Here is a 12,422-nt window from a genome sequence, read left to right on the forward strand (position 1 = left end):
TTTTAATGGTCTATATCCTGTTTTTAGTATTCTGAAAGCTATTTTAGCTCATTTGTATACTATTTTAAGTGCTTCGTTGGAGTCTTAGAGTGCTCCGTTGGAGTCTGAGAATGCTCCGTTGGAGTCTGAGAATGCTCCGTTGGAGTCTTAGAGTACTCCGTTGGAGTTTTAGAGTGCTCCGTTGGAGTCTGAGAGTGCTCCATTAAAGTCTGAGAATGCTCCATTAGAGTCTGAGAATGCTCCGTTGGAGTCTTAGAGTGCTCCGTTGGAGTCTGAGACTGCTTCGTTGGAGTCTAAAAATGCTTTTGCTAGTGCGAGCTTGTAGCTCGTACCTATAATAATAGGAATTTATAACTCTGAGAATGCTCCGTTGGAGTCTAAAAATGCTTTTGCTGGTGCTAGCTTGTAGCTCGCACCTATTATAATAGAAATTTATAACTTTATTATTATGAGAAATATATTTTTTACTAGTAAATATAATATATAATTAGAAATCTGATATAAATGAACCTCTCCTTACCATATCATATAGAAAAAATTAGTTTGCTGGATAGGTAAATAAGATATAAAAATATAAAAATTTGAGTTCATATAGACTTATTTGGATTTATCAACGAATCCTTATTCATTTTTAATAAGTAAAGAGGAAGTTTATCAAAGTAAAATCCTTTTTATACATAATCAATATTATTCTATATATGATAGAAATAAAACACGAGCATCTTGCTCGTGTTATTGAAATTAAATATAGGAAATAAAATATTGTTCTAATGTGAAGAGAGATTCTATAGATTTCAAAAACTATAAATCAGACGATGAATTTTTATATATAAATAGGTGATCACCTCCTATGTTATGTATTTTTACTAGATTGGCTTGTAATAAGGGCGCTTTTGTTCCTTTCAAGAATTGACTATTTCCTACAAATACACGTGCTTCGTCCCATAATCCTTTTTCTATGAATTGTTGAAGTACTTGAGTGCCTCCTTCTACGATAAGGCTTTGTATTTGTTTTTCATAGAGATAGTTACAAACTTGTTCGGGCATAGAAAGACCCGAAGAAAGAGGTACAAAAGACACATTGGAGGTATTGGAGACCTCTTTAGAGGTAAAAACAACGGTATTCCCTCCCTGAAAAATAGCCGAAGAAGCTGGTAGAGAATGGTCAGCATCTATTACTAATCGCAACGGATTATTCCCTACCCAATGCCGAGTTGTAAGGGAAGGATTATCTTTTATAATTGTATTCTTCCCAACCAAAATAGCTTCCTCCTGAGCTCTCCATAAGTGCGTGAGCTGTTGAGAAAAATCATTGGAAATCCATACGGGAGTATTTGTATCCTTGTGTTCAGGAGCAATAAAGCCATCTGCTGTCTGTGCCCATTTGAGAATAATATACGGGCGTTTGCGAGAATGAAAGGTAAAAAACCGAACATTCAGGGCTTGGCATTCTTCTTCCAATACACCTAAAACGACTTCCCTGCCAGCCTGTTGGAGCCTTTCTATTCCTTTTCCAGACACTTTGGAATGAATATCGGTACAACCAATTACTATTCTAGGAATTTCCTTTTCTATAATTAAGTCGGCGCAAGGAGGTGTTTTACCAAAATGAGCACACGGCTCTAGGCTTACATATAATGTACTTTCCTTAAGAAGATTTTTATCCTTGACCGAACTAATCGCATTAACCTCTGCGTGGGGTTCACCAGCCTTAGTATGCCACCCCTCCCCTATGATTTGCCCATTATGAACAATCACACTCCCTACCAAAGGATTAGGGTAAGTATATCCCATTGCTTTATGAGCTAAGGAAAGGCATCGCCACATATATTTTTCGTCTGTTGTCATAACTACTGACGTTGGAATTTCGCTGATACCCAATTATTTCTTTCTATATAGCTAACGAAAGTAAGTCCTACCTCTCGGCATCGTTCTTGTATGGCTGGTAAGTCCTCCAGATAGAACCCACTGACCAAAAGAATCCCTTCAGGTAGCAAATCCTGAGCGTAAGCCGGAATATCCGATAGCAAGATATTACGATTGATATTCGCCAATATAAGATTATACTTCTCCCCAGCAATAGCAGAGGCATCGCCCTCTTTTACAATAATGAATGAACAATTGTTCTGCTGTACGTTCTCAGTTGCATTTTCCACACACCAAGGATCTATATCGATAGCCGTAATATCGCGAGCCCCACGGAGGGCTGTCATAATCGCTAAGATGCCTGTACCACAGCCCATATCCAATACTTTAATCCTCTCAAGAGATAGCGGAATGAGTTGCTGGAGCATCATATAGGTAGTTTCGTGATGTCCTGTTCCAAAACTCATTTTGGGAGTAATCACGATATCATAAGGAGTAGAAGGTTCCGGATGAAAATTGGCTCGTACCGTACAGATATCCTCTACAACGATAGGAGAAAAGTTCTTTTCCCATTCTTCATTCCAATTGACCTGTTCTATTTCTGTTACTTGGTAAGAAATCGTAAATTCTTCGTTCTCCAGCAGGGAAACATCCTCTAGGACATCCTCCCTCCAAAGGTTTTTAGGGATATAAGCCTTAACGCCAGTGGGTGTATCCACAAAGCTTTCGAATCCTACCTCTGCGAGTTCTGCCACAAGGATTTCTACACCCAATTCGATAGGAGTAACCGTGAAATCGTACTCAATATAATTCATATCAAATAAAATTTTTATTATTTTAAGAGGCACAAAAGTACAGAAAATGAGTAACGGAAGCAAATATTTTCTAAGGTTTATTTTTCTTTGTTATCTTTTACAAATATTGTATATTTGTCAGCCATTAGCAAGCCTTTTCACTGATGAAAAAATATACTTCAGGTTATTCCTTTTGGAAAAAACAACAGCAGCGAGGTGTTCTTGCCTTGCTTCTTTGTTGCGTTATATTACAGATAGCTTATTTCTTAGTAGATGTACCTTCTTCGTCAGCCTTTTCTCAAGAGCGGGTGATAGCTCTTCAGGAGCAAATAGACAGCTTAAAGGTACAAGAGAGCGAAAAAGAAAAGCAATATGCTCTGAGTTCATTCAATCCAAATTTCATTTCGGATTACAAAGCCTACATTTTGGGTATTTCAGCCGAGGAACTCTCCCGATTACAATCCTTTAGAGAAACGGGCAAATATGTAAATTCAGCAAAAGAGTTCCAAGCGGTTACACAAGTCTCAGATTCTCTCTTAGCTACTATAGAACCCCTAATGAAGTTCCCTGATTGGGTAACAAAGAAGAAAGAAAACTATCATTCATATGAAAAGAAAACTGAAAAAATCATTAAAAAAGATTTAAACACTGCTTCAATAGAAGATTTACTACCCATACGAGGAATCGGAGAAAAACTCGCTGACCGAATTATCAAATACCGAGTAAAAGTACAAGGATTTTCCTCTAAAAAACAGCTCAGCGAGATATATGGATTATCCGAGGATGTAATAACAGAGGTCTGGAAATATTTTGAACTCCTTTCTATGCCTGAAATTATAAAGCTTAACATCAATGAAGTATCTAAGAAAGAACTGTCAAAAGTTCCTTATTTGTCACACAAAGAAGTAGATGAAGTACTTATTTTCCGTTCCGAAAGAAGAACAATTAATTCACTTGATGAACTAAAAAGCATAGGATTTACTCCTGAAAAAATAGAGCAATTAGGCTGGTATCTGAAAGTAAATTGATTAGTTCTATTCATAAATTTATTAGAAAACTTACAAAATAAGCTAGCCATATAAAAAAATATAGTATTTTTGCCCCAATTTTTATTAGATAGAGTTTTATGAAAAAGATATTTTCTTTTGTATTTTGCTTTTTATTATCCTCATATTGCTTTTCACAAGAAGAAAGTGCTTTCCAAGAAGGAGAATATTTGAAATTTCGTGTTCGCTATGGAATTTTCAATGCTAGTTATGCCTCTTTATCCCTAAAAAATAAGGTATATGAAGGAAAAAATGTCTATCACGCCTTGGGAAAAGGAGAAACAACTGGATTGGCTAAGATTTTTTTTACTGTAAAAGACACTTACGAAAGCTATTTTGATAAAAATACAGGAAAACCTTACTTTTTTAACCGTGATATCTATGAAGGAGGTTATACAAAAAAGCTGAATTTCTTCTTTAACTTCAATAATAATTCTGTAAGAATCAAAAATCTAGAGAATAAAGAAGAAAAGACAATGCCTATACAGCCTGAGATAAAAGATGTTATCTCGGCACTATATTATTTACGTAACAATCCTAAAATGAACTCTCTGAATAAGAATGATGAAGTGAATATGGATATGATTTTTGATGACGATGAAGTATTCAAATTCAGATTAAAATTTCTAGGCAGAGAAAAAATAGAAACCCCATTAGGAGAAGTCAATACCCTTATATTCAGACCTTTAGTACAAGATGGCCGTGTATTCAAAGAGCAAGAAAGCTTAACTCTTTGGATTAGTGATGATTCTAATAAAATTCCTGTAAAAATTAAAGCTAGTCTTCGTGTTGGCTCTCTTGTAGGAGAAATTATCAACTTTAGTGGGTTGAAATATCCTACAGTACTCAAAAATAAATAAACTTTATGGAAAAAGACTTAAGTAATTTACGCCTTACTTATTCTCAAGGAGAACTTCTAGAAAAGGACTTACGAGAGAACCCTATGGAACAGTTCCAACAATGGTTCTTACAGGCTCAGAACTCTGATACTGAACGTGAAGCTTATGCTATGTCTGTTGCAACAATTGGTAAAGATGGATTTCCTAAAACTAGAGTTGTCCTCCTAAAAAAATTCACTGATGAAGGTTTCATCTTCTATACTAACTATGAAAGTGAAAAAGGAAAAGCTATTATGGAAAATCCTCATCTGTGCTTATCTTTTTTCTGGTCTACCTTAGAAAGGCAAATAATCATTAAAGGTATTGCCGAGAAATTAGCACCTAATCTCTCAGATGGGTACTTTGCCTCACGTCCTAGAGGAAGTCAACTAGCTGCTATTATTTCTTCTCAGAGTGAAGTTATTCCCTCAAGAGAATTCCTACAGGAGAGGCTGAATTCCCTAGAGAAAACTAGCAATGGAGCTCCTCTAAAGAGACCTGAAAACTGGGGAGGTTTTTTAGTTAGACCTATCTCTATGGAGTTTTGGCAAGGACGTCCTAATCGTCTGCACGATCGTATTCGATATTCTCTACAAGAAGACTATGATTGGAAAATAGAGCGATTAAGCCCTTAACAAACGTTAATAAAAAAGTAAATTTACTCACCAAACATATTTTTTATCAACATTTTATATATTTCTTTTCTTGCTTGGTAAAAAATATGTATTTTTGTGCCGAAAATTATCTTTAATAAAAAAGTAAAGAATAGATTTATGAAAAACTTGGATGTTTATATAGAGGACCTTATATTCAAGCATAATTGTGTTATTATTCCTGAATTTGGAGCTTTTGTTTCCAATAGAAAAGCTGCAGAACTAGCTTCTGATAAGTCCTTTTCCCCTCCTCAAAAGGAGCTTACTTTTAATTCACGCCTGACTTATAATGATGGTTTAGTAGCTAAGCATATTTCTGAGGTGGAACGTTCTTCCTATGAAGAAGCCCAAGAGTATATTAAATCTGTTGTTAATAGATGGAAACAGGATTTAGCCCTAGGAATGGAAGTTCGCTTGGCTAATATAGGAAAATTTACCAAAGGAACAGATAACAATATTATCTTCACTTCTCTTTCAAAGGAAAATTACTTAACAGATTCCTTTGGTATGTCTAGCGTAACTACAAAAGAAATTAATAAGACAGAGACCGGAGTAGGTGTAGAAATAGCTAATCCTAACGCACAAGAAAATAAACCAGGCTTAGTAGAGAATCCCAGTGTAACTCCTGAAGAGGCTGTTGCTGGAAAGCCTAGGCCCAAGATGCCTATCCCTATAAAATATGCTGCTGTAGCTATTGTAGGACTTTCTGCTATTGGTTATGCCGCTTATGCACTTCTCACTCCTAAAGAGAATCCTACCATTGCAGAAGTACAAACAGATCCTGCCAGAGTAGAGGAATTATTAAATGAAGAAATTGCTAAGGCCACCTATACTCCTGACATACCTTTGAATGCTACTGATATACAAGTAACTAAAGACCCTAATTTAGTAAAAAAACGTAAAGAAGAACAGAAAAAAGCTGAGCAAGAAGCTAAAGAAGCTGAGAGAAAAGCAAAAGAGGCTGAAAAACAAAGTGTTGCTACTACTAAGCCTACTTCTTCCAATAGTGATGCTACTAGTAGTAGTTCTTCAACAACAACTAACACAAGCTCAGGGGGGACTAAATTATCTGGTAATTTCTTCCTAATCGCAGGAGCCTTTAGTTCAGAATCCAATGCTCGTAATAGAGTTCGACAACTTAAAAATGATGGATATAGTTCTGCTGGAATGGTAGGGCAAAATGAAAAAGGATACTACCTTGTTGCTTACAAAGGATTTAGTTCTAGATCACAAGCAGAAAGTTATATGCCACAAATAAAAGGAAAAGGACTAAGTACTTGGATTTATCCGCCTGCCAAATAATTTTTTATAATATAGAAAAAAACAAATGAGTTCAAATATATATATATTTGAACTCATTTGTTTTTTTATTATGCTTATATTTTTATTATATTAGAAAAGAGAGCTAATCCTATATTGGACAGCTCTCTTCTTAACATAAGATTTATCTCCTTTATTCTTTCCAAACATCTCCTTCTGGAGCTTTTGGGCTTGCTGGTGTAGTTCCCTGTAACGAAAGTACATAACTAGCTACTTGCTGACGCTGTTTTGGAGAAAGTTTAGACTTCCAAGCAATCATCCCTTTACCAGCTCGTCCTCCCTCAGTAATAGTATGGAAAATATTCTTAATACCTCCTCCTAATACCCAGTGATCATCTGTAAGGTTAGGTCCTATTCCTCCTCCTCCATCAGGAGCGTGACAAACCATACAATTGGCTAAGAAAATACTCTTACCTTCTTGAATATTAGGTTCATCATTTAAGAAAGTTATATTATCTACATTAATAAGGTTAGGATTTGCTTTCTTAAACGCTTCTATAGCCAATTTGGCTTCATTCATTTCCTTTTCATATTCAGTTTTCTGGCTATCTCCTCCAAAGACTTCATATTTGAACAAATATATAACTGCAAATATCACACAAGCATAGAAAAGATATTTCCACCAAGGAGGAAGATTATTATCAAGTTCTTGAATACCATCATAATTATGATCTAATATTATTTCAGATTCTTTCTCAAGAGGTTTTTGGTCTATCAGTTTCTGATAAATACGTCCCCACCAACTATTTTGTTGCTGAAACTCTCGTTGTTGTTTCTGTTCATCAGTAAGCAAATTATCAATAATATCTTCTACTCGATAATTAATCATCTCTACGGCAATAAGAACTATTGCAAGAAAAACTAGGAAAATTGTAATAGAAGGAATTGATACGATAGCTGATGCTTCTTCAGTTCCATATATGTATTCTAGTAATAAAGCTACAAAGCCTAAGATAATCAGAATACGTATTAAAGCTAATAAATTTCTCATAAAATGTTGTTGTTTGAGTCTTCGTCATTTAAAGGAATATTACTGATTTCATTCAGATCTTTTTTCTTATAGGAAAAAACCCACCAAAAAAGGAGCACAAAAAAAGTAAAGCAAATTATTAAAGAAATAATAGGATAAATAGATACTCCATTTATTGTCTCCATATGGTGTTTTATGAACTTCATCATAATAATTAATTATTTTTGAGTAGTTTCTTTGTTTGTTTTTATATCCACTCCTAATCGTTGCAAATAAGCTATCATTGCAATAATTTCACGCTTTTCAATTGGTAAGAATTTCTCACCACGAATTTCGGCATTTTTCTTCGATTTTTCATAGCTAGAAACAAACCTAGGATCATTATTAAGATTATTAGCTATAGCCCGAGCTTGTATTTCAATATTTTTCTGAGCATATTGAAAATCCGCTTCATTATAAGGAACTCCTAGGCTAGCTAAAGTTCTCATCTTCTGAACAGTTCTATCTGTATTAAGCTCATTCTGCATTAGCCAAGGATAAGAAGGCATTATACTTCCTGTCGAAGTTTTTCTTGGATCAATCATATGATTAAGATGCCAGTTATCATTATATTTACCTCCTAATCGATGCAAATCAGGTCCTGTACGCTTACTTCCCCATAAGAAAGGACGGTCATATACAAACTCCCCTGCTTTAGAGTATTCTCCATAACGTTCTACCTCACTTCGGAAAGGACGTATCATTTGTGTATGGCATCCTACACAACCTTCTCGAATATAAATATCTCTACCTTCTAATTCTAATGGAGTATAAGGCTTTACTTCTGAGATAGTTGGAATGTTTTCTTTCACTAAAAGAGTAGGAATGATTTGTACAGCTCCCCCAATAGCTACGGCTATAGTTGCCCAAATGGTCATCTGTACAGGCTTTCTTTCAAGCCAATTATGAAGAGTTTCTCCTGCTATTCTTCGTTTGCTAATAGGAGCTAAAGCTGGCGCCTGAGCAAGTTCGTCAGTTACTTTTTGTCCTTGACGAATAGTCTGTACTACATTAATAACAGCAAGGATTGCTCCGCTAATATATAATGTTCCCCCTATAGCACGCATAATATACATTGGAATAATAGCTTTTACTGTATCAAGAAAGTCATATACCAAATTTCCGTCTGGAGTAAACTGCTTCCACATAGAAGCCTGCACAAATCCTGCTATATACAAAGGAATTGTATAAAGAACGATTCCTAGAGTTCCTATCCAAAAATGAGTATTGGCAAGGCGCAAAGAGTACAAGTTGGTTTTCCACATTTTAGGAACAAGATAATATATCATCCCAAAAGTGAGGAAACCATTCCAAGCAAGTGCTCCCACGTGTACGTGTGCAATAATCCAATCTGTAAAGTGAGCAATTGCATTCACATTCTTAAGAGCTAAGGTAGGTCCTTCAAAAGTTGCCATTCCATAGCCTGTAATAGCCACTACCATAAATTTTAGTACTGGCTCAGTACGTACCTTATCCCACGCTCCTCGTAATGTCAATAGACCATTAATCATACCACCCCAAGAAGGAGCAACAAGCATTACAGAGAAAACCACTCCAAGATTCTGTGCCCATTCAGGAAGTGCAGTATACAGAAGGTGGTGTGGCCCTGCCCACATATAAATAAATATTAAACTCCAAAAATGGATAATTGATAATCTATATGAGTATACAGGTCGTTCTGCTGCCTTTGGTATAAAATAGTACATTAACCCTAAGAAAGGTGTTGTTAAGAAGAAAGCTACGGCATTATGTCCATACCACCATTGTACCAATGCATCTTGTACTCCAGCATACACTGAGTAACTTTTCATAGAAGTAATTGAGATAGGAAACTCCAAATTATTGAAAATATGAAGTAGAGCTACCGCAACAAAAGTTGCCAGATAGAACCAAATAGCCACATAGATATGACGTTGTCTTCTCTTGATAAGTGTCCCTATCATATTAGCACCCCAAGCAACCCATACAATAGCAATTGCAATATCAAAAGGCCACTCAAGTTCTGCATACTCCTTAGAGGTACTCATTCCCATTGGGAAAGTAATAGCAGCTCCTAATATAATGAGTTGCCATCCCCAGAAGTTTAATTTGCTAAGAAAATCACTATACATACGTGCTTTAAGCAAGCGTTGCATAGAATAGTAACTCCCTGCAAAAATTGCATTCCCTACAAAAGCAAAAATCACAGCATTCGTGTGTAAAGGTCGCAAACGACCAAAACTCAGCCAAGAAATTCCTTCTGTTAAGGTAGGAAACAAAAATAAGTAAGCCAGTAGAAGGCCCACTCCCATCCCTATAACACCCCAAAAAAGAGTTGCATAGACGAAATTCCTAACAATTTTGTTGTCGTAATAAAATTGTTCCATTTCCATAAAAATGTTCTTTAGAAAGTTTTAATTTATCTTTTGTTCTCATTATAAATTTTTGTGGTTGGAAGAATTTTCGTGGTTGTTGTTATCTGTAGCAGAGGTTTCCTCTACTATTTCATCTTCAAAGAGCATCCGTATAGCAGGGGATTGAACATCATCATATTGTCCTTTGTAGATGGCACGCAAATACAAGAACAAAAAAAGCCCTACCACAATTGTGCTAATAGAAATTAGCATATAAATAACGCTCATCCATTATGAAAATTTGGTGCAAATGTAAGATTTTTTATTGTATTTGAAAAATAATTTTTTATTTTTTTGAATTTTAATATTGTTAAAATTATGATTATATTGATTTTAAATAAACTCTCAAAAAAAGTTTATAGCTTCAAGCCTCATTTATCCTCTCTATTCAACGAATATAGGTAAGATAATCCTTTTATTGTGTGATATTTATCATCTATCTGAATTTCAGAAGTCAATTTACTAAAAATATGTCCTACTCCTCCTGTAGAAATGACTAAGAAATCACTTTGATATGTTGTCTTAATCCGATGAATAAGTCCTTCTACCATAGCTGTATAGCCATAAATAATCCCACTTTGCATACAAGTTTCTGTATCCATTCCTAGAATAGACTTAGGTTCATTAAGCTCTATATAAGGTAATTGAGCTGTGTTATTAACTAAAGATTGTAAAGAGGTTATCACCCCAGGAGCTATTATTACCCCTAAAATCTTTCCTTCTTCTGTAACTCCTGTTAGGGTTAAAGCTGTTCCAAAATCAATAATAATTTTCTTCTGATTAGGGTACAAATAATGAGAGGCAACTGCATTTGCATAAAGGTCTGTTCCCATCTGATTAGAATGATGACTAACAGCACTTGGAGTATCACGATTGACAACAAAAGGCTTTACTTGAAATGTCTTTTGTAACATCTTAGCTATAATTTGTGTTTGTTGAGGAACTACAGATCCTATTACAATCTTGGTAATCTTATTAAAGGCATTCTTGTATTGTTCCTTATAAGTCTGAAAAGTAATGTAAAACTCTCCTGCTGTACGATAAGGTTTGGTCGCTATTGTCCAAGAAAGATGTACCTTATTGTCCTCCATTACTGCAAAACGAATATTAGAATTGCCTATATTAACTGCTAATAACATATTATATTATTAAATCTCATTAAATATTATCAGAAGCATACCATTCAGCATAAGAGCTTTCTGTCTCTTGTAAGCGGAGGCTATAGAGAGATATATGTGAAGGTAAATATTGTTGCAATCGATGAGCAAAATCAACAATAAGCATCTCACTAGTCGGTTGATAAGGAAGTAAAACTACTCTATGTCCTTCCATCTTAAGCTTTTCTGCGAGAAATTTATGTGGGCTATTTCCGTTAAAAAATATTGTATGGTCAGCCTCTTTTATAATATATTCATTAACAATTTCCTTAATATCTCCAAAATCAATAACCATTCCATTTTTTACATTCTCTATATTCTCAATTGGAGTACCTATGACTGTAACCCATAGCTTATAACTATGACCATGTATATTTTTGCACTTTCCATCATAACCATAAAGTGCATGTCCTGCTTCAAATTCAAATTTCTTTGTAATACGAATTTTTGCCATTTTTATTTCAAAATAATATTTAGTCATCAAACTCAGAAAGGCGACATCCCTTTCCATTAGCTAAATCTTCTATAAAAGAAAGTGTTTCTATACCTTGTCCTGCGTAGATTTTATGTAGCTCAGCAAGAATACGTTCAGCAACTATACGAGATTCTGCCAAGGCAAATACAGAAGGACCTGAACCTGAAATTCCAAAGGTGATCCCACCAGCCTCTAGAGTAGCTTCCTTCATTTCATCAAAATAAGGAATGAGTATCTTACGGGAAGGTTCTACCAAAAAGTCCTTGCACGCTTTTCTTAAAAGGTCGTAATCTTCTTGGTATAAACCGCTTACAAAAGCCCCCATAGCAGATACTTGTTTGGCTACGATGTCCAAAGATACGTGTCGAGACACTATACTACGAGCCGAAGCGGTATTTACCTCTATATTAGGAAAGAAAGATACTGCATGCAGACCTTTAGGTAGGGGTAATCGAATAGGTTTGTTCTGATACAAAAGCACAATCCCTCCTAAGATAGCAGGGGAGACATTATCGTAATGCGCTGATCCACAAGCTGCACGTTCGCCTTCGGCAGCAAAGGGCAATAGCTCCTCTAAGGAAAAAGGATTCCCCATAAGGGTATTGTAAGCGAAAGCTGCGGCCGCACTGCTAGCGCTACTAGAGCCTAAGCCACTACCAGAAGCAAAACCCTTGCGGATACGAACATCTACATACAAAGGATTTTCTAACTGTGCTTGCATAGCTTGAATGACCACGGTACAAGAGTTTTTCTCCACGGCATAAGGCAGGGGAGTAGCACTTTCAATAAAGGTGATTTTGTTCTGCTGGGTACCATTGGGAGTAACCTCCA

Annotated in this window: 14 protein-coding genes; 4 read left to right on the top strand and 10 right to left on the bottom strand. The window is 35.5% G+C overall.

Going from position 1 to position 12,422, the window contains the following annotated elements:
* Window positions 1-59: 59 nt before the first annotated feature.
* The 3 genes from RYK20_RS04370 to prmA form a co-directional block, all read right to left on the bottom strand.
* Window positions 60-224, bottom strand: coding sequence for a hypothetical protein (locus tag RYK20_RS04370; RefSeq protein ID WP_314894545.1), 165 nt, complete (start codon window positions 222-224; stop codon window positions 60-62).
* 577 nt (window positions 225-801) lie between these two features.
* A complete protein-coding gene (gene ribD, locus RYK20_RS04375) occupies window positions 802-1,848 on the bottom strand; it encodes a bifunctional diaminohydroxyphosphoribosylaminopyrimidine deaminase/5-amino-6-(5-phosphoribosylamino)uracil reductase RibD (protein WP_314894546.1) in 1,047 nt (348 codons plus the stop codon).
* 2 nt (window positions 1,849-1,850) lie between these two features.
* Window positions 1,851-2,681: a 50S ribosomal protein L11 methyltransferase gene (prmA, locus tag RYK20_RS04380; RefSeq protein ID WP_314894547.1), complete on the bottom strand. Its 831-nt coding sequence runs from the start codon at window positions 2,679-2,681 to the stop codon at window positions 1,851-1,853.
* A gap of 143 nt (window positions 2,682-2,824) precedes the next feature.
* On the opposite strand from prmA, the gene RYK20_RS04385 reads away from it, so the two are divergent.
* The 4 genes from RYK20_RS04385 to RYK20_RS04400 all read left to right on the top strand — a co-directional run bounded on the left by RYK20_RS04385 (window position 2,825) and on the right by RYK20_RS04400 (window position 6,539).
* Complete coding sequence (locus RYK20_RS04385) at window positions 2,825-3,688, top strand: helix-hairpin-helix domain-containing protein (protein WP_314894548.1); 864 nt, start codon at window positions 2,825-2,827, stop codon at window positions 3,686-3,688.
* Between the two features lie 98 nt (window positions 3,689-3,786).
* A complete protein-coding gene (locus tag RYK20_RS04390; RefSeq protein WP_311455524.1) occupies window positions 3,787-4,566 on the top strand; it encodes a DUF3108 domain-containing protein in 780 nt (259 codons plus the stop codon).
* Between the two features lie 5 nt (window positions 4,567-4,571).
* Window positions 4,572-5,219, top strand: coding sequence for a pyridoxamine 5'-phosphate oxidase (pdxH, locus tag RYK20_RS04395; RefSeq protein WP_314894549.1), 648 nt, complete (start codon window positions 4,572-4,574; stop codon window positions 5,217-5,219).
* A 138-nt stretch (window positions 5,220-5,357) separates the two neighbouring features.
* The gene (locus tag RYK20_RS04400; protein ID WP_297979129.1) at window positions 5,358-6,539 is read left to right on the top strand and encodes an SPOR domain-containing protein; all 1,182 of its coding nucleotides are present in this window, start codon (window positions 5,358-5,360) and stop codon (window positions 6,537-6,539) included.
* A 151-nt stretch (window positions 6,540-6,690) separates the two neighbouring features.
* Here RYK20_RS04400 and RYK20_RS04405 read toward each other — a convergent pair whose 3' ends face one another.
* From RYK20_RS04405 to RYK20_RS04435, 7 genes are all read right to left on the bottom strand, one after another.
* On the bottom strand, window positions 6,691-7,548 hold the full coding sequence (locus tag RYK20_RS04405) for a cbb3-type cytochrome c oxidase N-terminal domain-containing protein (RefSeq protein ID WP_297979130.1): 858 nt from the start codon (window positions 7,546-7,548) through the stop codon (window positions 6,691-6,693).
* On the bottom strand, window positions 7,545-7,736 hold the full coding sequence (locus tag RYK20_RS04410) for a CcoQ/FixQ family Cbb3-type cytochrome c oxidase assembly chaperone (RefSeq protein WP_297979133.1): 192 nt from the start codon (window positions 7,734-7,736) through the stop codon (window positions 7,545-7,547). Before RYK20_RS04410 ends, RYK20_RS04405 begins: the two co-directional genes overlap by 4 nt.
* A 9-nt stretch (window positions 7,737-7,745) precedes the next feature.
* Complete coding sequence (gene ccoN, locus RYK20_RS04415; RefSeq protein WP_311455520.1) at window positions 7,746-9,938, bottom strand: cytochrome-c oxidase, cbb3-type subunit I; 2,193 nt, start codon at window positions 9,936-9,938, stop codon at window positions 7,746-7,748.
* 42 nt (window positions 9,939-9,980) lie between these two features.
* The gene (gene ccoS, locus RYK20_RS04420; protein WP_297978324.1) at window positions 9,981-10,187 is read right to left on the bottom strand and encodes a cbb3-type cytochrome oxidase assembly protein CcoS; all 207 of its coding nucleotides are present in this window, start codon (window positions 10,185-10,187) and stop codon (window positions 9,981-9,983) included.
* A 143-nt stretch (window positions 10,188-10,330) separates the two neighbouring features.
* Window positions 10,331-11,098, bottom strand: a complete 768-nt coding sequence (locus RYK20_RS04425; RefSeq protein WP_297978325.1) for a type III pantothenate kinase — start codon at window positions 11,096-11,098, stop codon at window positions 10,331-10,333.
* Between the two features lie 19 nt (window positions 11,099-11,117).
* A complete protein-coding gene (locus RYK20_RS04430; protein ID WP_311455519.1) occupies window positions 11,118-11,570 on the bottom strand; it encodes a 6-carboxytetrahydropterin synthase in 453 nt (150 codons plus the stop codon).
* Window positions 11,571-11,589: 19 nt separating this feature from the next.
* Window positions 11,590-12,422 (bottom strand): homoserine kinase (locus tag RYK20_RS04435; protein WP_314894550.1); only part of this gene is annotated, 833 nt, incomplete at its 5' end.

It is taken from the genome of uncultured Capnocytophaga sp. (genome assembly GCF_963525585.1).
GTDB lineage: Bacteria > Bacteroidota > Bacteroidia > Flavobacteriales > Flavobacteriaceae > Capnocytophaga.

What these genes read in the sequence shown, in the direction of transcription:
- RYK20_RS04370 (WP_314894545.1), bottom strand. Translation starts at nt 224, where the DNA reads ATGGAGCATTCTCAGACTTTAATGGAGCACTCTCAGACTCCAACGGAG.
- ribD (WP_314894546.1), bottom strand. Translation starts at nt 1,848, where the DNA reads ATGACAACAGACGAAAAATATATGTGGCGATGCCTTTCCTTAGCTCAT.
- prmA (WP_314894547.1), bottom strand. Translation starts at nt 2,681, where the DNA reads ATGAATTATATTGAGTACGATTTCACGGTTACTCCTATCGAATTGGGT.
- RYK20_RS04385 (WP_314894548.1), top strand. Translation starts at nt 2,825, where the DNA reads ATGAAAAAATATACTTCAGGTTATTCCTTTTGGAAAAAACAACAGCAG.
- RYK20_RS04390 (WP_311455524.1), top strand. Translation starts at nt 3,787, where the DNA reads ATGAAAAAGATATTTTCTTTTGTATTTTGCTTTTTATTATCCTCATAT.
- pdxH (WP_314894549.1), top strand. Translation starts at nt 4,572, where the DNA reads ATGGAAAAAGACTTAAGTAATTTACGCCTTACTTATTCTCAAGGAGAA.
- RYK20_RS04400 (WP_297979129.1), top strand. Translation starts at nt 5,358, where the DNA reads ATGAAAAACTTGGATGTTTATATAGAGGACCTTATATTCAAGCATAAT.
- RYK20_RS04405 (WP_297979130.1), bottom strand. Translation starts at nt 7,548, where the DNA reads ATGAGAAATTTATTAGCTTTAATACGTATTCTGATTATCTTAGGCTTT.
- RYK20_RS04410 (WP_297979133.1), bottom strand. Translation starts at nt 7,736, where the DNA reads ATGATGAAGTTCATAAAACACCATATGGAGACAATAAATGGAGTATCT.
- ccoN (WP_311455520.1), bottom strand. Translation starts at nt 9,938, where the DNA reads ATGGAAATGGAACAATTTTATTACGACAACAAAATTGTTAGGAATTTC.
- ccoS (WP_297978324.1), bottom strand. Translation starts at nt 10,187, where the DNA reads ATGAGCGTTATTTATATGCTAATTTCTATTAGCACAATTGTGGTAGGG.
- RYK20_RS04425 (WP_297978325.1), bottom strand. Translation starts at nt 11,098, where the DNA reads ATGTTATTAGCAGTTAATATAGGCAATTCTAATATTCGTTTTGCAGTA.
- RYK20_RS04430 (WP_311455519.1), bottom strand. Translation starts at nt 11,570, where the DNA reads ATGGCAAAAATTCGTATTACAAAGAAATTTGAATTTGAAGCAGGACAT.